This window comes from Nocardioides sp. BGA-UO-ETr-FS32, from assembly GCF_059567905.1.
This window is the reverse complement of sequence record NZ_JCAQOX010000003.1, coordinates 55,371-75,060: the sequence shown is the minus strand read 5'-3', so window position 1 is coordinate 75,060 and position 19,690 is coordinate 55,371. Positions and strand designations below refer to the sequence as shown.

General features: G+C 67.8%; 20 protein-coding genes and 2 pseudogenes. 13 read left to right on the top strand and 9 right to left on the bottom strand.

All coding sequences use genetic code 11. From position 1 onward, the window contains the following. Positions 1-264: 264 nt before the first annotated feature. From AC57BS_RS01245 to AC57BS_RS01230, 4 genes are read right to left on the bottom strand one after another with little or no spacing between them, the layout of a single operon-like run. A complete protein-coding gene (locus AC57BS_RS01245; RefSeq protein ID WP_496409731.1) occupies positions 265-774 on the bottom strand; it encodes a Mov34/MPN/PAD-1 family protein in 510 nt (169 codons plus the stop codon). 7 nt (positions 775-781) lie between these two features. After that, entirely contained in the window at positions 782-2,326 is a 1,545-nt protein-coding gene (locus AC57BS_RS01240; RefSeq protein ID WP_496409730.1) for a ThiF family adenylyltransferase, read from the bottom strand. Next, positions 2,319-3,314: an SMODS domain-containing nucleotidyltransferase gene (locus AC57BS_RS01235; protein ID WP_496409729.1), complete on the bottom strand. Its 996-nt coding sequence runs from the start codon at positions 3,312-3,314 to the stop codon at positions 2,319-2,321. The genes AC57BS_RS01240 and AC57BS_RS01235 overlap by 8 nt, the downstream gene beginning before the upstream one ends. Beyond that, on the bottom strand, positions 3,307-3,966 hold the full coding sequence (locus AC57BS_RS01230) for an SLATT domain-containing protein (protein ID WP_496409728.1): 660 nt from the start codon (positions 3,964-3,966) through the stop codon (positions 3,307-3,309). Before AC57BS_RS01230 ends, AC57BS_RS01235 begins: the two co-directional genes overlap by 8 nt. Positions 3,967-5,033: 1,067 nt before the next feature. Here AC57BS_RS01230 and AC57BS_RS01225 point away from each other — a divergent pair. The 4 genes and pseudogenes from AC57BS_RS01225 to AC57BS_RS01210 all read left to right on the top strand — a co-directional run. After that, entirely contained in the window at positions 5,034-5,417 is a 384-nt protein-coding gene (locus AC57BS_RS01225) for an ArsR/SmtB family transcription factor (RefSeq protein ID WP_496409727.1), read from the top strand. Then, a complete protein-coding gene (locus tag AC57BS_RS01220; RefSeq protein WP_496409726.1) occupies positions 5,414-6,136 on the top strand; it encodes a cation diffusion facilitator family transporter in 723 nt (240 codons plus the stop codon). The genes AC57BS_RS01225 and AC57BS_RS01220 overlap by 4 nt, the downstream gene beginning before the upstream one ends. Beyond that, on the top strand, positions 6,133-6,387 hold the full coding sequence (locus AC57BS_RS01215) for a hypothetical protein (protein WP_496409725.1): 255 nt from the start codon (positions 6,133-6,135) through the stop codon (positions 6,385-6,387). Before AC57BS_RS01220 ends, AC57BS_RS01215 begins: the two co-directional genes overlap by 4 nt. 15 nt (positions 6,388-6,402) lie before the next feature. Beyond that, a pseudogene (locus tag AC57BS_RS01210) lies at positions 6,403-6,750 on the top strand (methyltransferase family protein); the annotation flags it as partial. A gap of 275 nt (positions 6,751-7,025) precedes the next feature. Here AC57BS_RS01210 and AC57BS_RS01205 read toward each other — a convergent pair. Together AC57BS_RS01205 and AC57BS_RS01200 are read right to left on the bottom strand one after the other, a co-directional pair. Then, positions 7,026-7,736 carry a DUF305 domain-containing protein gene (locus AC57BS_RS01205; RefSeq protein WP_496409724.1) on the bottom strand — a complete coding sequence of 237 codons (711 nt, stop codon included), beginning with the start codon at positions 7,734-7,736 and terminating at the stop codon, positions 7,026-7,028. Further along, positions 7,733-8,248, bottom strand: coding sequence for a thioredoxin-like domain-containing protein (locus AC57BS_RS01200; protein ID WP_496409723.1), 516 nt, complete (start codon positions 8,246-8,248; stop codon positions 7,733-7,735). Before AC57BS_RS01200 ends, AC57BS_RS01205 begins: the two co-directional genes overlap by 4 nt. Positions 8,249-8,548: 300 nt before the next feature. Here AC57BS_RS01200 and AC57BS_RS01195 point away from each other — a divergent pair. After that, a pseudogene (locus tag AC57BS_RS01195) lies at positions 8,549-8,707 on the top strand (transposase); the annotation flags it as partial. Positions 8,708-8,898: 191 nt separating this feature from the next. On the opposite strand, the gene AC57BS_RS01190 reads toward AC57BS_RS01195, so the two are convergent. After that, positions 8,899-9,462, bottom strand: coding sequence for a hypothetical protein (locus AC57BS_RS01190; protein WP_496409722.1), 564 nt, complete (start codon positions 9,460-9,462; stop codon positions 8,899-8,901). 84 nt (positions 9,463-9,546) lie between these two features. After that, on the bottom strand, positions 9,547-10,902 hold the full coding sequence (locus AC57BS_RS01185) for a dihydrolipoyl dehydrogenase family protein (RefSeq protein WP_496409721.1): 1,356 nt from the start codon (positions 10,900-10,902) through the stop codon (positions 9,547-9,549). A gap of 186 nt (positions 10,903-11,088) precedes the next feature. Between AC57BS_RS01185 and AC57BS_RS01180 the strand changes: the two genes are divergently transcribed. Then, entirely contained in the window at positions 11,089-12,180 is a 1,092-nt protein-coding gene (locus AC57BS_RS01180) for a glucose 1-dehydrogenase (RefSeq protein WP_496409720.1), read from the top strand. Next, entirely contained in the window at positions 12,092-14,077 is a 1,986-nt protein-coding gene (locus AC57BS_RS01175) for a glycoside hydrolase family 15 protein (protein WP_496409719.1), read from the top strand. Before AC57BS_RS01180 ends, AC57BS_RS01175 begins: the two co-directional genes overlap by 89 nt. On the opposite strand, the gene AC57BS_RS01170 is transcribed toward AC57BS_RS01175, so the two are convergent. After that, positions 14,069-15,124: a hypothetical protein gene (locus AC57BS_RS01170; protein WP_496409718.1), complete on the bottom strand. Its 1,056-nt coding sequence runs from the start codon at positions 15,122-15,124 to the stop codon at positions 14,069-14,071. The two genes, AC57BS_RS01175 and AC57BS_RS01170, sit on opposite strands and share 9 nt — an antisense overlap. A 185-nt stretch (positions 15,125-15,309) precedes the next feature. Between AC57BS_RS01170 and AC57BS_RS01165 the strand changes: the two genes are divergently transcribed. From AC57BS_RS01165 to AC57BS_RS01140, 6 genes are all read left to right on the top strand, one after another. Further along, positions 15,310-15,690: an ArsR/SmtB family transcription factor gene (locus AC57BS_RS01165; protein WP_496409717.1), complete on the top strand. Its 381-nt coding sequence runs from the start codon at positions 15,310-15,312 to the stop codon at positions 15,688-15,690. A gap of 59 nt (positions 15,691-15,749) precedes the next feature. Next, positions 15,750-17,132: a mercury(II) reductase gene (gene merA / locus AC57BS_RS01160; RefSeq protein ID WP_496409716.1), complete on the top strand. Its 1,383-nt coding sequence runs from the start codon at positions 15,750-15,752 to the stop codon at positions 17,130-17,132. 179 nt (positions 17,133-17,311) lie between these two features. Further along, on the top strand, positions 17,312-17,692 hold the full coding sequence (locus AC57BS_RS01155; RefSeq protein WP_496409715.1) for an ArsR/SmtB family transcription factor: 381 nt from the start codon (positions 17,312-17,314) through the stop codon (positions 17,690-17,692). Next, positions 17,653-17,976, top strand: coding sequence for a mercuric ion transporter MerT (gene merT, locus AC57BS_RS01150; protein ID WP_496409714.1), 324 nt, complete (start codon positions 17,653-17,655; stop codon positions 17,974-17,976). Before AC57BS_RS01155 ends, merT begins: the two co-directional genes overlap by 40 nt. A 107-nt stretch (positions 17,977-18,083) precedes the next feature. Next, positions 18,084-18,626, top strand: a complete 543-nt coding sequence (locus AC57BS_RS01145) for a TlpA family protein disulfide reductase (protein ID WP_496409713.1) — start codon at positions 18,084-18,086, stop codon at positions 18,624-18,626. Next, positions 18,623-19,564, top strand: coding sequence for a cytochrome c biogenesis CcdA family protein (locus AC57BS_RS01140; protein WP_496409712.1), 942 nt, complete (start codon positions 18,623-18,625; stop codon positions 19,562-19,564). Before AC57BS_RS01145 ends, AC57BS_RS01140 begins: the two co-directional genes overlap by 4 nt. Positions 19,565-19,690 lie beyond the last annotated feature (126 nt).

Below are 19,690 nucleotides of genomic sequence, written 5' to 3'. Positions count from 1 at the left end.
CGAGGCCAAGCCGCGGTTGCTGCTGCTCGACGAGCAGTTGACTCCCGGAGTAGAGAGTCTCCGAGTACAGCGTCGCAGGGGGCGACCAGACGCCGCCAGGTAGTTGGCAAGATCCGCCTTCGGCTGGCAACCCGCCAGTTAGCTCGGCCCTTGCCATGAGGGTCGTAGTTGTGACACGACCAACGGTTGGATCAAGTCTTCGTAGCTGTCGGTCCGCTGTTGATGACTGGCTCGCACCGTGTGGCCGCGCGCGGGACACGCCGCTCACTCCATGCTGACGACCGCGACCGTGTGACGGCCGGTGACCCGGTCCCGCAGCCGTCGAGGTTCGCTGATGAGTGCGTGCAGGTCCACGGACCGATGGTCGTCTCGGAGGGCTGCCACGATGAGGGCCACCGGCTGCCGGCTCCTGCGCGCCATCGTGCGCATGGCGTGGTGGTCGACCGGGCTCGGCGGCGCGGGCCTCGGATGGGTGTGCCACTCGCCGACATAACCGAGGGCGTCGTCGGCCCTGGCTCGGTCGAGGTAGGCGTCCAGCGCGTGCTGGGCGGGGCCTTCGCGTCGCAGGTAAGTAGTGCGGCCCGCGGTGGAGTCGGGCACCTGGACGATGTCCTCGACGACGACGTCGTGGGCTTCCCGATAGCCGATGAGGATGCCGCCGCGTTCGGCGCGAAGGGACGCGCGAGCCGCGGCACCCAGCGCATCTCGCGCTTGTGCGCTGATCCGGACCTCGGGCACGGGATGCGTGGCGCGGACGTCTTCGGCGTCGTTCACGTCTCGTTCAATCGAGGTCTCGATGTTCACCCGCAGGGGACTCCGGGGTCCCGGCCAGCAGCCCGACACTGTGCCGCACCGCTATCGCGGCCGCTTCGGCCACGGCGTACGGCGGCGTCGGCGAGACCGGGAGGCCGCACCCGGCCTCGAACACTTCCGGGGTGGACGAGGGCCTGATGACGGTCGGGGCCAGCGGCGCCGCCCCGTCGAGAGGAGGCACCACGTCGACGCGCATCGACCGTCCCTCGTTCTGCAAGCACGTGGTCACGAACCGGATGCCGGTGAACCCGGCAGCAGTCTCCAGCATGCAGGTCACCGAACCATCCGCCGTGGCGTCGACCACCAGGTCGTATCCGCGAAGCAGTTCAGCGGCCTCGGCCGGGCTCGTGAGGGCGTCCGGCACCGATTCGATCTTCGTCTGGCTGTACGGCCGGTTCTTCAGCACCGCCTCGACCACCCGTGCCTTGTTGTGGCCGACGTAGAGCAGGTTGGCCACGAGGTGCCTGGTCATGTTGCCGGGCGTGAGTGTTTGGTAGTCACGCACCGTCAGGTGGCCGAGCCCGGCCCGGACCAACCCGTCGCAGATGTGCGAGCCGAGTGCGCCGGCCCCGACGACGTAGACCTGCTTGTCCTTCAGGGCGGCCGCGGCCGAGCCTGACCGGAGTCGCATCGCAGCCGCGTCCGCGGAGCCAGAGAACGCCAAGTGCGGGTGCCGCTGGCTCGCCGACCCGCCGCGCGACCCGTTGCCGGACCGCGTTCGACGGCTGCCCTGGCCGTTCCCTCGGCGCGACGGCTTTGCGTGGCCGTCGGCAGGGAAGGTCACGGCGAGCGCCCCACGCTGGTCCCCGCGTCGGTACTGCACCAGCAGCACGTCGACGCGGGCGCGTTCGATGGCGCCGCGGATTTTGTCCGGCTCAGGGACGTTCTCAATCAGGGCTTCCCAATCGATCGGTGGCGTGGCGACCTCGCCGATGTCGGTGACGTAGCCGCTCAGATAGCCCTTGGTGCTGCGCTTCGGGACCTTCCCAGCTCCCTCGAGCCGCACCTGTCCTTGGTCGCCGCGCAGCTTGACGTAGTCGTCGGTGTAGGTGTCCAGGTCGCTGTAGAGGATGAAGCGGCTGTCGACGGGCAGGCTGAGGTAAGCCTCCAGGTCCAGCGCCGGCGGGTCGTCGGGCCAGCCCGCGTCGTTCTTCGCGAACCACTCCTCGATGCGCGCCAGGAAGACGTCGGCGTCCAGCCAGGGCTGCCCGTCGTGGTCGCGCGCCGTGTACAGGCACAGGTGCCCGAGACTGTCCCGGTGCCATGACATCGGACCGGGGACCTCCGTGCGCACCCGGGGCGGCGTGTACGGGAACCCGTCCTCCACGAGCACGGTGACGCGGCTGTCGGTAAGGACGGCATCGCTGCGTGCCCCCTCGGACTTGTCGCTAATGAGCCGGAAACCCCGTCGGACCAGGTCGTTGATGAACATCTCGCGGAGGAAGGCGACGTGGTCCTCCCAGTCGTCGACGTCCGCGCCCTCGGGCTGGTCGGCCTCGAGCTCGTCAGCCAAAGCGCAGCGGTCCCGGGGTGGGCTTGCGGTCACCGGCAGTGCGGTTGCTGCTGGCCTTCTTGTTGCCGTCCTTGTCGTAGCCGTGCGGCATCGGGAACACGTTCTCGAAGTCGTCGTTCGGACCTAAGATGGCCTGGATCAGCAGCGCGGCCTTCCCGGCCTCGTCCTCGTCCATGTCGACGGCCGCGCGAGCGTCCGCGGCGGCCGACTCGAACTTGTCGGCGGCCGTCGCGAAGTCGGCGTCGTCGTCGAACACCATGACCTCGCCGGGCATCGAAGGGTCGGGGATCTCGAACCCGTCGTCGGCGATGCGGCGGAACACGTCAGCGACGCCCTCCATCGCGGAGGCGAAGAACTCCGTCATCGAGGTGGTCTTGGTGACGAGCCCCTCCTCGCAGGCAGTGAATAGGGCTATCTCAACGGCGAAGCCCCCCGGCTTGGTCTTGCCGAGCAGCGTGCGCCGGGCCTGGCGCAGCAGCTTCACGCACGGCACGTACATCTCGTCGAAGTCGGCGTTCTTGTCCTCCTTCAGCTCCGTCATCTTCACGGGGTTCGTGGCGATCCACTCGCCGTCCTCGGTGGGGATCTCCCAGACCGAGCCGGCATCGCGGGCCGGTACGACATCCACGTACAGGCCGTCGGCGTCCGGCACCAGCACCTTGACCGAACGGTCTTCACGGGTGACGGACTCCTCGTCGTAGGCGTCGACGAGGACCTCGTAGACCCGGTCGAGGACCTCGTCGGCGGTGACGCCCTCGGGGTAATCGTCGAGGCGACAGAACATGTCGACGTCGTAGACGCGCCGGATCGAGACCCGTCGGCCGTAGGAGCCGATGAGGATGGGGTTGATGCCCCACTTCTTCAGGGTCTCGTCCTCGCGGAGGATGTCGGCGATGGCCTGGTGTGCCTCCGGCGCGTTGTCCCAGTCCTCGTCGCTGGGCTCGATGTTCGACTGGGCCTTCGCGAAGGAAGAGGCGAGTTCAGCCATGGTCAGTTCTCCTGTTCGGGACGGCCTGCGGCACCGCCGGGTCGGCGGGTGTGTCGGTGGGCGGCTGGGTTGGGGTCAGGGTCGGGCCCGCGGAGGTCGCCGGGCCTGGGGGCGGGGAAGCGGTGCTCGCGTACGCGGCCTTGGCTGCGTCGATGGCGAACTGCTGGCCACCAACGGTGATGTTCTTCTTGGCCCGGCTGTAGAAGCGCCTCGCCGGGGCGTCCGCGGCGTGACGGGTCTCCGAGTACCGGTCGCAGAGCGCCCTCAGAGCGGCGTGCGCCTCATCCGGGTCCATCGACGCCAGGTTGATGAGCAGCAGGCGACGGGCCTCGTCCTGGATGTCGTGGAACGTGTTCGCGCAGGTCTTCGCGCGGGTGGCGCGACGTTCCGCGCCCATCACCGTCATAATCCCGGCCAGGGCTGCGCCGATGAGCGCGCCGCCGCCGACGACCCACACGGGGAACGCTTCGGTGAACGCGGCGCCTCCGCTGAACAGACCGAAGACGCTGGCGGGGACGCCGAGGATGAAGTTCCAGCGCTGCCACGACTTCGCGGCCTCGAACTGACCTTGGGCGGAGAAGCGGGCGGTCTCCTCCAGGCGGGAGAGTTCCTCGCCGATCGGGATCAGGCCGGCCGGCACCTCCGGCGGCACCGAGTAATGCTCGCCGGGCGGCTTCTCCGGGGGTGGGGGTTTCATGGTCATCGGGTCCTGCCTGGACGGCGCCGAGCGGCCGCGGAGCCGCGGTCGCGTGGAACTGCTGTGGTCCCGAAGCCGGGAGCAGTGCTCCTGGAGCTACCGTACGGGCGACTACCGACACTCCTGTCGTGCCGCGGAAGGTGCGCGCCGCGTCCACTTCGGTCTCCTTGGGTGGCCTCTCGGCTGCGGTCGCACCTGGAGCCCACCGAGACGACCGGCGACACCAGCGGCGTGTCGCGAGGTACGCGCTCAAGCGTGTCGCTAACGTGCAGCGCACTGCCGGTGCGGCAGCGTCCAGACTCGATGGGCATGCGGTCTCCTCCAGCCGTTGGCGGGGGAAGACGCCGAGCGGTACAAGCGCATCTGCACCTGCACCCTCCTGCCTAACACGACAGGATCCGAATCTTGCGGACCTGCGGTGGGCGTGTCGCCCCCACGTGATGGCCTCCGCGATCAGCTACTTCATCCGACGCTGCTCACGCATCTGAGGGTCAGTCACAACAAGCGTGATGCGCAACGATGACGCCCGACGACCGCCTCGCCACTACGCACACGCAGAAGCCTGACGGGCCTGAGAGCGAGCCGGGTTACGTCACGACAGCGACGGACGACCGTCGGATCCGCGCAGGTCTGGAGTGCCAAAGAGTGAGCGATTCGCTCACTTGACGCGAAAAAGGGCTCTGACCTGCGGAAATAGCTCCCGCGGATTGAGCGCCGATAAGTTACCTTCCGTAAGAGGGGCGCTCGACAAGCAGCCGTCGCGCCGCCCACCACCGGCGGAGGGCCTTCGTCGTTCGCATTCAAACTCGGGACATTCTCTGACGCAGTCCGGGATCTCGTCCAGGTTGACGCAGACGGGAGTCGCGCTGATACCGCGTCGCTAGACATTTCCGTCGGATTGGACATCGATTCCGTTGCCGTCTTCGCCACTGGGTAGTGGCGCGCCTGCCACGTCCCTGCGTCCGAAGTTGCACCGCGCCGGCGCTTGACATGCTTGGACCAGGCGACGCTATCATCGCTGGATGACGATGAATCTGCGGGCGGCCAATGCACAGCTCTCGGCTGGCGTCGAAGAGACCTCCGCTGCCCGGGCCGCAGCTTGCCTGTTCCGGGGGATGAGTGACCCCTCGCGGGTAGCGATCCTGCGACACTTGCTGCTCGGCGAGCACAACGTAGCCGAACTAACCTCCCACCTCGGGTTGGCGCAGTCCACGGTCTCCAAACACCTGGCGTGCCTGCGCGACTGCGGGCTGGTGGAGTCCCGGCCGGCCGGTCGTGCGTCGATGTTCTCGCTGACCCACCCCGGCGCGGTGCTGAAGGTGTTCGCCGCCGCCGAGGAGCTCCTCGCGGCCACAGGCGACGCGGTCGTGTTGTGCCCCACCTACGGCGAAGGCATCGCGCAGTGAGCAGCCACGTCCACGCCGCGACGTACGTCGAGGACCCCGCCCGGCGGCGCCAGCTCGGGCGCCGCGCTCAGCTGCTCGCGGCCGCCTCAGTCTCCTACAACCTGATCGAGGCCGTCATCGCGATCACCGCCGGCCTGGTAGCCGGGTCGATCGCGCTGGTCGGGTTCGGGCTGGACTCCATCGTCGAGGTCAGTAGCGGACTGATCATTCTGTGGCAGTTCCGGCACCCGCTCCCGGAGTCCCGCGAGCGGCGCGCGCTGCGGCTGATGGCGTTGTCGTTCTTCGCGCTCGCCGCCTACGTGTCGGTCGAGTCGGTGCGGGCACTAGTGAGCGGGCACGAACCGGACGCCTCCCCGGTAGGCATGGGGCTGGCCGCGACCTCGCTGGTGATCATGCCGTTCCTTTCCTGGGCGCAGCGGCGCACCGGAAAGAGCCTGGGCTCGAACGCAGTGGTCGCCGACTCCACCCAGACACTGCTGTGCACCTATCTGTCCGCGGTGCTCCTGGCCGGCCTGGTCCTCAACGCCACCCTCGGCTGGTCGTGGGCCGATCCGATCGCCGGGCTGGTGATCGCCGCCGTCGCCGTCCGCGAGGGTCTCGAGGCCTGGCGGGGGGAGGGCTGTGCCTGCGGTCCAACCCCGCTCCGCGATGCCACGTCACAGGAGACCGCTGGCGAGGGTTGTGCTGACGGCTGCTGCGCGCACGACGAGGGCCGGTGAGCGTCATGGAGTGGCTCGCCCTGACCCTGTTCGCTCTCTACGCCCTGGTCGGGTTCGTGATTCGCACCCTGGTACAGATCCGACGCACCGGTGACACCGGGTTCCGCGGCCTCAGCGGATCGCCGGGCACGGCCGAGTGGTGGGCCGGTGTGTTGTTCGCCGCCGCGCTGGTCACCGGCGTACTCGGTAGCGTCGCGGGTCTCCTCGGCCTCCCCAAGCTCCCGGGGCTCGACCAAGCCTGGCTCGCGTAAACCGGGGTTGTACTCGCCGCGCTGGGCATCGCCGGCACCTTACTCACCCAGCTCGCGATGGGGGAGAGCTGGCGGATCGGCGTCGACGAGTCCGAACAGACAGACCTGGTCACCATCGGTGCGTTCGGGCTGGTCCGGAACCCGATCTTCACCGCCATGCTCGTCACCGGCGCCGGAATCGCCCTCGTCGTCCCCAACCTCATCGCTGTCGCCGGCTGGATGCTGCTCCTCATCGCCGCCGAGCTCCAGGTCCGTGTCGTCGAAGAGCCCTACCTGCGACGCCACCACGGCAACCCCTACCGCCACTACCTGGCCAACGTCGGCCGATTCATCCCGGCCATCGGCCTACAGCGGCCCGGGTGACGTCTAGAGTTCCGCCAAGCCGCGGACCCGCCGCCTGGGCAACGATCCCCGCTCGTCCTCCCAGAAGCTCTGCGGCACTTCGACAGTCGCCTCCATGAGTCGCGCAGCGGGGGTACCCGCAGCCGCTCGCGGTAGCCGCTCGTCTGGCGGTGCACGGTCGGTCGCCGTCGCAGCACCGACGGTGCTCGTCCCGCAACGGCAAGCGCAGCGGCCGCAACACCTTTACGCGAGCAGTGCAGGATGCCGGACGTGGTGTGGTCGGTCGAGCTTCATGCTCACCGAAGAGGTCCGCCGCGGTCGTCTAGGAGCGACTGCAGTGCCTTGGTTTCGGCGGTCTGGGCCTCGACGATTCTGGTCGCGAGCGTCCGGATCCAGGGCTCCTCGGAGTTCGCCGCGGCGTCGTCGGCCATCCGGAGGCCACCCCGGTGGTGGGCGATCATCAACTCAAGGAACAGCCGCTCGGCGGCACGTCCGCGCAGGCTGGCGAGTCGGTCGAGGGCGGCCTGGCTGGCCATGCCCGGCATCGTCATCACGCCGCCCGGTGTGCTGTCGATCCCCTCCATGTTTTGGTGTGCGTCCGAGGCCGGGCTCTCGGCGGGCGCCATCCAGTCCATCGGTGTCGGGTTGCTCTGCGGCTCACCCCGGGTCGCCAACAGCCCATACATTTGGCCGATCTGTTGCTGCTGGGTCAACTCGATGTCGAGCGCGAGGCGGCGGATCTCCTCGTCACTGGTGCGGTCACGGATCAGTACCGCCATCTCGACGGCCTGGGCGTGGTGGGCCTGCATATCCTGTAGGAACCCGACATCGACCGCGGAACCGTCGCGAACGTCGCTGGTGTCGTCGTCACCCAGTTGCATACCGATCACTAGGCCCCCAGCGAGTAGAAGCAGCGCCGTTGCCGCGAGTATCAGGATCGCCGTGCCCGCGCTGAACGGGGCACCAGGAGTACCGGCATCGATAGCGTTGGTGTCGGGTTGTGTCACGAACTCATCCCGCCGGTGCACGGGGCTCCCGGCTCCGGCGTCTGCGGACCCTGGGCGTAGCTAGTCACGAACTGTGTGAGCCGTTCGTCGTCCACGGACTCGAGCGACAACTGCAGACCCCAGGCCGTCGCGACCACGGGCGCCTCTATCCCCGCCACCGGCGAGACCAGCACGAACCCGTTGCCGTCGGCCACGCTCGCCAGCGTCTCGAGATCGGCAGCGTCTAGGGCAGGGTCGTAGGCGAGCCACACCGCGCCGTGCTCGAGAGCGTGGACGGCCATCTCGGGCTGGACCGGGTCGGTGTAGGCGCCGCAGTTGATCCACACCGGGGAGTGGTCGCCACCGACCGGCGGGTTCTGCGTGTAGGCCACTGTGCCTTCGACGTGGTTGCGGCTCAGGTCGTCGTACTCGGCCACACCGCCCAGTTCCGCGGACGTGCCAGGATCAGCTGACTGACCGGTCGCGCCCTCGTCGGTGTCGCCGCCGCAGGCGGTGAGCGCGGCGAGGCTCACGGCGGTAATCCCGAGGGTCGCAATCCAGCGAGGACGGCGTCCACCCCTAGCGGGGCGGGAGGTGCGGACGATCCTGTTCAGCGTTGCCACAATCACTCATTCCTGTCCTTGGCCGCGGTCGCCCGGTGCGATCGCGATTTGGCCGCCCGACCCCAGGCGAGACTGGTCCTAGCACTGACTAACCCAAACATCGTGGCATGCGCAAAAGAACGTCACCTTCGTTCCTCCACTTGTTCCACCTGGGTCTGCCCAGGGTTTGGTTGACACCTGACCTGTGAGGATCCGTCCTCGCTGGGAAGGATGTCGGCTATCGCGAAGGCATACCCGAAGGAGTTCCGCGACGACGTCGTGGCGGTGGCCCGCAAGGGCCAGGCTCCGTTGTCCCAGATCGCGAAGGACTTCGGGATCTCCGAGGGCTCGCTGAGCAACTGGATGAAGAAGGCCGACATCGAGGACGGCCACCGTCCCGGGGCATGCTCGCGTCGGCCGATCGTATGAATGAATGGCCGTGGTCTCGGTTGCAGCGGCGCACCGCTGGTAAGTGCAACCTGATCGTCGTAATCGGTGCCCTGCCGGCGAGGGCTGGCTGCAGTCCTGTGGGCCGGGTGCGGAACTTCAGGCACTGGGTGAAGGCGGTTGGGCTGTCGATGCTAGAGGTTGTCGGGGTCGATGGTCGGTAGGGCGTCGAGGTAGCCGTTCTGGCTGGCGAAGTCGTGGTAGGCGATGTGCCAGCGGTTGGCGCGGTGGTAGTTGCGGATGAAGGCGTCTCGGACGTCGGTGTTGACCGATGCCATGGCGCCGGTGTGCCACAGTTCCATGAAGGCGCGCACGGCGAACCACTGGCCGAGGACGATGGTGCGGTCGTCGATGGAGTCGGTCTGGATGGGGGCGGTGGAGGTGGGTGCCTGGTCGGCGGGGATCGGCACGGTGTAGCCGTGGTCTTCCAGGTACTTCTGCATCTCGGCGAGGTTGGGGTCGCAGACATCCTGGAGATACACGCCGATGAGTTCCTTCAGCGCGTCAGATTCGGCGGCGGCGATGTAGAGGTTGCACTGGCCCATGCAGACCCACTCACGCAGGTATCCTTGGATCAGTTGGACGAAGTCACCTGCCTGGAGCGGCCCGGTGTCGGTGCGGTAGCGGGTGTAGCGTTCCTCGGCGACGCCGCTGTGTTGGGTGCGGCCTTCAGGGCGGCCGATCTCTGCCTCGCTCATGGTTGTCTCCTGGTTCCGTTGCTCTGAACTGGTCTGGCGTCTGCCGAGTTGGCGACGCCGAAGTCACGGGCTATCTGAAGGCGGTCACGCGCTGTCGCGGTCGAGCTTCTCCAAAGCGGTCAGAAAGCTCTCGCTGTAGGTAGGGAACTGTGCGACCTGGTCGAGCAGCGTCTCGAGCGGGATGCCGGTGCGGATGGCGAGCGCGGCCTGATGGATCCACTCACCTGCCTGTGGGGCTACCGCCCACGCGCCGACGAGGACCCGACGTTCGGTGTCCACGAGGAGACCCACGTGACCTTGGGGGTCTTGCTCGTAGGTCCAAGGGCGGGCGATGGTGTCGGCGAGCTCAAGGACGACCGACTCGACCTCCATTCCCTGCTCGTTGGCCTGGGCTGTAGTGAGTCCGACGGCTGCCACCTCGGGGTCGGTGAAGACGACGCGGGGGATGCCGTCGTAGCTGGCGGTGCGTGGGCGGCCGAGAATCGTGTCGGTGATGACGCGCGCCTGGTATTTGGCGACGTGGGTGAACGGCATGATCGCGGTGACATCGCCTAGCGCCCACACCCCGTCGGTAACCCGACCGGTGTCATCAATCTGGATCTCTCCCTTGTCGCCGACGGTGACCCCGATGGTGTCGAGTCCCAAGTTCTCGGTGCGGGGTCTGCGTCCGGTTCCGATGACGACGACGTCGCAGACGATCTCGCTGCCGTCGTCGAGGGAGACGGTGATGTCCTGTCCGTTCTTGGTGGTTCTGGTGGCGCTGACGCCGGTGCGGACGTCGACACCATCCTGGGTGAGTTGTTCGGCGACGAGTTCCCCGACCTGCGGTTCTTCACGTGAAAGCAGGTTGCCGGAGCGTTCGAGGATGGTGACCTGGCTACCGAAGCGAGCCAAGAACTGGCCCAGCTCCGTGCCCACGGCGCTTCCACCGATCATCACCACGCGTCGGGGGATGTCGGTGAGGGTGGTGGCTTCTCGGTTGGTCCAAACGTCGACGGTGTCGATCCCGTCGATGGGCGGGATGAAGGCCTCGGAGCCGGTGGCGATGATGATGTTGTCCGTGGTGAGTCGTCGGCCGTCAACCTCCACCGCACCGGGGCCGGTAATCCGCCCGACGCCTTTGACGACGGTGGCGCCCTGCTTCTCATAGCCGGCCACCTGCTGGGTGTCGTCGAGGTGGCGGATCATGTAATCGCGATAGTCGCGTAGCGCAGGCCAATCCAACTCGGCGCCGCCCACCCCTGCCGCACGCTGTACTCCGTGGCGCGCCTCGGGAGGTCGCAGTAGGGTCTTGGAGGGTATGCAGGCCCAGTAGCCGCACTCACCGCCGATGAGTTCGCGTTCCACGACAGCCACGGTCTTGCCCGCGGCCATCAGGCGGCTGGCAGCGACCTCACCTCCGGGGCCCATGCCGAGAACGATTGCGTCGAAGTGTTCCACGCTTTGCCTTTCGGTCGTGAAGTGAGGGGTCTACCGATGACGGTCGAGCGGTCGGCGCGCCAAACGTTGCCGTTTGATGAGCCACACTACTCATCCGGGTACCCAGATACTGGACGTGCATGCATCTGGGTATCAAGATGTATCGGACGGGTACGTGCTCTTTGCCGGATTCTGATGGAGGTGGTCATGAAGGCATTGGCGATCAGTCCCGGGCAGGCCGATAGTGACCGGCTGATAGATCTTCCGGATCCGGTACCGGCCCGCGGGGAAGCGCTGGTCGAGGTGATCGGTGTGGGCGTCGACGGGACCGATGATGAGCTTGTCTCCGGCGCCTACGGCGAGGCTCCGAAGGGAGACGACTACTTGGTCTTCGGGCACGAGTGTCTTGGGCGGATCGTCACGCCCGCGGGCCCGCTGGTGCGTGGCCAGCTCGTGGTGCCGATCGTTCGACGCCCCGATCCGGTCCCGTGCGTGAACTGCGCGAACGGGGAGTGGGACTACTGCCTCAACGGGTTGTACACCGAACGCGGCATCAAGGGTCGTCACGGGTTCCTGGTCGAGCGGTTCACCGAGAACCCTGACTATCTGGTGCCGGTGCCGGAACGCCTGGTCGAGGTCGGGATGCTCGTGGAGCCCACCACGATTTCGGTGAAGGCGCTCGAGCAGGTGGACACGGTCCAACAGCGGTTGACGTGGCAACCGCAACGCGCGCTGGTGACCGGTGCGGGGACGATCGGCCTGCTGGCGGCGATGCTGCTGTCCCTGCGCGGCATGGAGGTGATCGTCTACAACCGCAGCCGCAGTGGCCCGAAACCGGACCTGGTGGAGGAGTTGGGGGCGAGATTCGTCTCTGCCGAGGACGTGGAGCTGGGGCAAGAACTTGCCGACCGGTTCGGTCCGATCGACATCGCCATCGAGGCTACCGGCTACAGCCCGCTGGCTTTCACCCTCCTGGACATCGTGGGACGAAACGGTGTGGCCGTCCTGACCGGTGTGTCGGGTGGTGATCGGAGCGTCGAGTTGCCCGTGGACCACCTGAACATGGAAACGGTCCTGCAGAACAAGGTGCTGTTGGGCACAGTCAACGCCGACCGGGGCAACTTCGAGGCTGCCGTGCGAGCCTTGGAGGAGGCCGAGAACCGGTGGCCAGGCTGGCTGAGCAGACTGATCACGCGCCGGGTCAGCTTGCGTGACTACCGGCAGGCGCTTGATCGCGGCTCTGATCACGTCAAGGTCGTCATCGACATCGACTCGGCGAAGCGCAGCCGGCGTGGCTGATCCCGGCGCCTATCCGGACCTCGCGGACCTCGCTGCCATCGGGGATGGCCATTCGCTCGCCCTCCTCGGGCCTGAGGCCCGGGTCGAGTGGTTCTGCCCGACCCGCTTCGACACCGACCCGGCAGTGTGGCCCCTGCTGGACCGGGGCCGCGGTGGACATCTCCACATAGCCCCGGTGGACTGCGTGTGCACGGAGGTCAGCTACCTGCCGGGGACCGGCGTGCTGCGCTACGAGTGGGCCGGCAGCCTCGGCAGCGCGCGAATGACGGTGGCGATGCGCTGGCCACAAGAGGGCGAGGTCCAAGAGATCTTGTGGCTGGTCGAAGGACTCGAAGGCCAGGTACCGGTAGAGGTCCAGGCGCAGTTCCGCACCGACTGGGGACGCCGGCCATCCCACCTCACGCTCGGACAGGAGTCAGCGTCCTGGACCAACGACGAGCGCGCCTTCCAGCTCGCCGGACCAGTCGCCCTCGAGCAGTACGACGACCGAGCAATGGGCAACGCCACGTTGACCGCCGGCCAGCGGTGGGGGTTTCGACTCCGGGTCGCACCGCATGCGCTTACCCCCTCGCTCCCAATCACCGCAGACGACGTTGCCGGCGATCTTGACGCCACGGCCCGGCACTGGCGCCGTTGGGTGGACGGCATCGACTACGACGGACGCTGGCACGACGAGGTCGTCCGGAGCGCTATCACGCTGAAGATGCTCATCTACGAACCGAGCGGGGCAGTCGTCGCGGCAGCCACGACGTCTCTGCCCGAGGATGTCGGGGGAGTGCGCAACTGGGACTACCGCTACACCTGGCTACGCGATGCCGGGCTCACCCTGAACGCCCTGTACCTGCTCGGCTGCACCGACGAGGCCCGCGCCTACGCCCGTTGGCTGTGTGAGACCACGGCGGCCCATGACTTACCACTCCGAGTGATGTACGGCATCGATGGACGCACCGATCTGCCCGAGCAGGAGATCGACGACCTGGACGGTTACCGCGGATCCCGGCCGGTGCGGGTCGGGAATGGCGCCGAGCACCAGTTCCAGCTCGACAGCTATGGCGAACTGCTGGACTGTCTGATGATCTGCGAGATCCTCGGCGAGAACACCATGCGCGAGGAGTGGCCGCACTTTCGGCGGCTGGTCGACTTCGTGGCCGAGAACTGGCGCGAACCCGACAGCGGCATCTGGGAGGTCCGCGACCGGCCCCGGCACTTCGTGCACTCCAAGGCCATGGCCTGGGTCGCCCTGGACCGCGGCTGCCGACTCGTCCAAGCCCATGCCCTCGAGGGGGACCATGACTGGTGGCGGCGAGAGGCCGACGCCCTGCGCACGGAGGTCCTCGAACGCGGTGTGGTGCAGGGCCGGTTCCGCCGCGCCTACGACGACGACACCGTGGACGCCAGCCTGCTCATGCTGCCCAGTGTCGGGTTCGTGGAGGGCAGTGACCCGCTCGTCGCCGCCACGATCGACGCGGTCCGGGCGCAGCTCACACCTCTAGGCGCCGTCGACGACGCTTTGCTGTGGCGCTACCTCGCTACGGCAGGCGACGGGCTCCCCGGGCACGAGGGCGCGTTCGGCATCGCCAGCTTCTGGCTCGTCGAGGCGCTCGCGATGTCCGGGAAGGACAAGGAGGCTGAAGCGACGTGCGAGGCGTTGCTGAAGATGTCGGGACGAGCGGGCCTGTTCGCCGAGGAGTTCGACCCCGCCACCGGTGACCATCTCGGCAACACCCCGCAGGCATTCACCCACATCGGCCTCTTGAACGCCGTCCTCCGCATCCACGCGCGTTCCGCGCGAGCCGGCGGCCCGGGTCCCGGGCGTTCCGGGCGCCCTGCGGCCAGCTCCTCGAGCTGGGCCGACACGTGGCAACCGGCGGGCAAGCGCGAACCACCATCAGACTGAGACCCGTGGGTGCGCGCCCGAGTTCGCGGGAGGTGCCGAGTCCAGCGACGCGTTCATGCTGCCGCGGGGCAGCAGGGACCGTAGCGACCCGATCGTGAGTGCCATCATCGCGACCAGCCCAAGGTCGTAGAAGGGTGAGGAACTGCCGAGGAACCACGCGGACACGGAAGCACCCGCGGCGGGACCGATCAGGAGGGCCAGGACCGGATACATCGTGGGCGCACAGCAGCAACACACGTTCAACCCGGCCGTCCCCAGCGTCCCCAGACCTGCCAACCGGCCCATTCCTGCCGACGTGCCGCTCAACCGCTGGAGCAAGGCGTGGATTCCGGCGGCGAACGCCAAGCCCATCAGGGTCGCGATGGTCAACAGCACCGGCACCATCCCGGCGCTGAGCGCGCCGAAGATGTCGGGGCCAGGGAGCCAGAACTCCACCGTGGGCCACGCGGCGACGGGCCCGTGCGTCCAAGCCACCGCCGCGAACGCCGGTGTCCCAGCCGGCGGCAGGTCATGCGGCTCCGCGACGGCCACCATGTTCCCCGCCCACAACGACACGGCCAGGAACCAGGTTCCCACCGTTGCGGCAATCCATCGGTACCGCCTCCTCCGGAGAACGACGCTGAGACCTGACTTGAAGTTGGTGATCGCCACGACCCAGACCATCACCAGGGCAGCGGGAAGCAGGAAGTAGCCGGCGTTCCACAGCCACCCCGGGGTGACCCACGCGAACCGCGACGCCATCGCCTGCGTGAGCCCCAGCAGAACCCACCCCAGCAACAGTTGCGCCAAGGGCGACCAGTACCGCAGCCTGGGGCCACCGACCAGACCGGCCTTCTGCAGCAGCCGCACCCCGGTCACAACGACAAGGCCGGCGAGCGCCAAGACGCTCACCAGGACGTAGACCCAGTCTGTGGGGCCAGCGCCGGCGGCGAGCGCTTCCTCGATCTCGTCGTGCGCCGAGGCTGGTGGGGCCAGCAGCACGACCAGGGCGCCCGCGCCGAACGGCACCGCGCCGTACCGCCCCATCACCCGGGCGACACCGCCCAAGTGACCGCCGTGAACAACCTGTCTCCATATCCGCATAAGCAGATGGTAATCGCAGTCCGCGCGGCGCATCTACCAGGCCCGAATCAGTGGACGCGAAGGGCGCCGCCGATCCACGCATCCGTGTGTCGATCCGGTTTGACCGATGAGTTGGCACGACCTAGGATCGATACGCGAAAGCGAATAGGATGACGAGGGGACGTTGCGTGGCTGGTCAGTCGGGGTTCGAGCCGTGTCGTTCCCGTCCGGAACCTGTCCCTGTCAACTTGGCGGACGTCTTTGCGGTGTTTGCAGACCCGGCACGTCTTCGACTTCTCGAGCTCCTCATTGCTGGGGCACGCACTCTGCCCGAGTGCGTCGACGCTCTCGGCGCGGCAGCGCCGTCAACCACTGCTCATCTGCGATACCTCGCTGAGCGTGGCCTGGTCTCGGCGCCTCGCGGTGGCGACGAGCGCTTCCGCATCTGTGAACCGAGGGTGCGCGTCGTGGTCGCCCTGGCCCGTTCGCTGACCGAAGACAACGCGCCTGCCCTGCGGTCCTGTCCCTTCATTCCAGGTGTCAACCGCTGACACCTCGACCAATCAAGCGGCCGAAGCAGTCGCCTGCGACGGTTCCTAGGAGGCTCCATATGAACAACGAAGTGCACTTCGATCTGGCCGTCGTCGGCTCCGGTGGCGCCGCCATGTCCGCCGCTATCGCGGCCCGCCAGGCAGGCAAGCGGGTCGTGCTGATCGAGCGGGCAACTCTCGGCGGCACCTGCGTCAACATCGGATGCGTTCCATCCAAGACACTGTTGGCCGCGGCGGGCGCGCGACACGGCGCGATGAGCAACCCCTTCCTCGGTGCGCCCACATCGGCCGACCCCGTCGACCTGGCCCAGCTGGTCGAACAGAAGGACGAACTTGTGGGTCGGCTCCGCCAGGCCAAGTACGCCGACGTCGCCGCGGCGTACGGTTTCGAAGTGCGACACGGCGAGGCCCGCTTCGTCGACGAGGAGACCCTGGAGGTCGACGGCTCGACGCTGCGAGCTGGCGCCTACCTGATCGCCACCGGCGCCGAGCCCGCTGAACCTGACCTGTCCGGCCTGGACCAGATCGACTACCTCACCTCCACCACCGCGATGGAGCAGCAACAGCTGCCGGAGTCCCTGCTGGTGATCGGCGGCGGTTACGTGGGCATGGAACAGGCCCAGCTGTTCGCTCACCTCGGCGCCCGCGTCACCCTCATCGGTCGCCTGGCGCCCCACGCCGAGCCGGAGATCGCGCAAGTGCTACGCGGAGTCTTCGCCGATGACGGCATCACCCTCGTCGAGGAGCACGCTGAGCGCGTCGAGGCATCGGGCGATGACATTGTCGTCACCACGACCTCCGGGCAACGGCTGAGCGGAGCCAGGCTGCTGGTCGCCACCGGCCGCAGCCCGCGGACCGCGGCGCTCAACCTCGAGGCCGCCGGCGTCAAGACCGACGAGCGGGGCTTCGTCGTCATCGACGACCATCAGCGGACCTCCAACCCGCGCGTGTACGCCGCCGGGGACGTCTCCGGCGCCCCCCAGTACGTCTACGTGGCCGCGGCCGCAGGAAAGGTGGCAGCCCAGAACGCCGTGGACGAACACTCGGAGGCGCGGGTGGACTACACCGGCCTCCCGGCGGTGGTCTTCACGCGACCGCAGATCGCCTCGGCCGGACTCAGCGAGGAAGAGGCCCTGCGGCGCGGACATCGCTGCGCCTGTCGCGTCCTGGGACTTCAGGACGTCCCGCGAGCGTTGGCCAACCGCGACACGCGCGGCGCCATCAAGCTGATCGCCGACGCCGACACCGGCAAGGTGCTCGGCGTGCACGCGGCCGCTGAGGGCGCCGGAGAGATCATGCTCGCCGCGACCTACGCCATCAAGACCGGAATGACCGTCGACGACCTCGCCGACACCTGGGCGCCCTACCTCACCATGGCCGAGAGCCTCCGAATTGTGGCCGGCCTGTTCCGCAACGAGATGCCCACCTCCTGCTGCGCGTGACGGCACTCTCTCCCGGCAATCGTGTCGCCTGGCCCTGTCCGGCCCCGGGGAAGATCCCCGGTCGCCGGTCAGGGGTCGGTGTCGATGCGGTCGCGAGCGAACTCACTATGCGGCTTGCCGAATCGCACTGGGTCAGCAATACTATGCGCAACAACGAATAGAAGGTACGGAGACCAAACATGAGCAGCCCAGTTTCAGAGCTTTCGGCCCCGGTTGCGTCGGGCGAACGGTGTTCGCACGTGCACACCACGGCTCGATTCTTCCGTGCGCTCGCCGATCCCACCCGGCTGACGTTGCTGCAGTTCATCCTGGCCGGCGAGCGCACCTCGGCCGACTGTGTCGAGCACGCCGGGATCTCGCAGCCGCGGGTGTCTGTACACCTCTCCTGCCTCGTGGACTGCGGCTATGTCCGTGCCCGCCGCGACGGCAAGAAGTTGCGGTACTCGGTCGGGGATCCCCGTGTCGCCGACCTCGTCATGCTGGCTCGCGCCCTGGTCGCCGACAACGCCACCGCCCTCGCATGCTGCGCCCACATTTCCGGAACGGAGGCAACCCAGTGACGCGTGTTCCTGCGGACCGCGAGGGCGGCTTGCTCGGCATCATGGCCATGATCGGTGTTGTCGCGCTGCCCATCCTCTGCTGCGCCGGCCCCGCCCTGGTGGCCGGCGGCGCCTTGGCCGGGCTCGGCGGCGCCCTGCGCAGCCCCTGGTTACTGCTCCCGGCATTGGTGCTGCTCGCCGGCGGGGTTGCCCTTTGGATGCGCGGTCGGCGAGACGTCACTGCCTGCTGTCCTCCGCCGCCGGGCAGCGATTTGCACACAACGAGCGTTCAGAGCAATCGCTGACCCACCGACACGCTCACTGACGCGCTGCGCAGCCTGCAGAGCCCGAGTTGTCCCTGCCGAGCGGCCCGCGAAGCAGGGTCCAGCACTTCAAGGAAGGTCCACACGTGATGAGGCTGACACCCCCCGCCGGCCACCGCGTTGCTTTGAGCCGCCGGTCCGCCCTGGCCTTGGTCGCGGCCGTCGCGACCGCCGCGGTGAGCTTGTCCGGATGCGGCACCACCGAGCCCACGACCAGCACGGGTGGCGGAAGTACTGGCGACACGGTGTCGCTGCTCGACGGGACGACGTTGGCAGTTCCTGCGAAGGAGCCCGCCGCACTGTTCTTCTTTTCCGTGGGGTGTGGCGAATGCGTGGGTGGGGCGAAGTCGCTCGATGAGGCGGCCCGGGAGTTCGACGGAAAGGCGACGTTCCTCGCAGTAGACATGGACCCGAGCGAATCGGAGGCCACCATCGAGCAGTTCCTGGACTACATCAAAGCACCGGAGCTGGCCACCACCGTCGACACGAACGCCCAGCTAGCCCGTCGCTACCAGGTTGCCGCCCTGTCCACGCTGATCGTGGTCGACCCTGCAGGCGAGGTCAGCTACCGGGCCACCGACCCGTCCTCCCGACAGATTCAAGACGCCTTGATTGAGGCGGGCGCCGAATGAACGGCCTCCTCGCCCTTGCCTTCGCGGCCGGCATGCTATCGCCGGTCAACCCGTGCGGCTTTGCTTTGCTGCCGGCTTGGATCACTGCTTCCCTCGGCGACGCCGATACCTCAGCGCTGCCGGTCCGCCTCTCACGTGCCCTACGCTCCGGGGCTGCCCTGAGCCTCGGTTTCGCCGGGACCTTGGTGGCTGCTGGGCTCATCGTCAGCGCAGGTGCCCGTGCGTTGATCACAGCCGCCCCCATGTTGGGCCTTGTTACCGGTCTCCTGCTATTGCTGGTCGGCCTCGTCACGCTCACCGGCCGCTCGTTGAGCTTGAAACTGCATCTTCCAACCGGCCTCGGCAAGGCGGCTGGCCCGCCGAGCGCCTGGCGCATGGTGCTTTTCGGCGTCGGCTACGCCGTCGCCTCTTTGTCCTGCACCTTCGGTGTGTTGCTGGCCGTCATCGGGCAGGCCCAAGCCGTCGCCAGCGTCGCTGGCCTGTTCGCGGTTTTTGCCGCCTATGCCTCCGGTTCCGCGGCCGTCCTGATCCTCGTCGCGGTGTCCACAGGGGCCGCAGGCGCCGCTCTCACTCGCAAGGTAACTGCCCTGGCACGGCAGGGGACTCGCATCACTGCCGTCGTGCTCGTCGTCAGCGGCGCCTATCTGGCTTGGTACTGGTATCCCGCAGCAACCGGTGACTCTGCTCCTGCTGCCCGCGGGGGAGGACTCGCTACCTGGTCTGCAGCAGCGACCGCCTGGATTCAGGGCCACTCCAATCTCATCGCGGTTGCCGCCGTCGTCGTTGTGGTGGCGGTTGCCGCGGCTTCGTTCCACCACCGGCGCTCCGGCGGTGACCGTGAATTGTCCACGGGAGACCAGGTCGCCGACGCGGAGTGCTGCGCTCCACACGCCGCGCCCAGCCTTGTCACCCACGCCCCGGACAGCGAAAGACACTGATGTCGACACCGGTGTCTGCTGCATCTGAGCTGACCATGTCCATGAAGTTTCGGCACTCGTCGCACTGGGTGCTGGGAGAACGGCCGGCCACTGACTTCCCCCTAGCGGTGGCCGGCCGCACCCTCA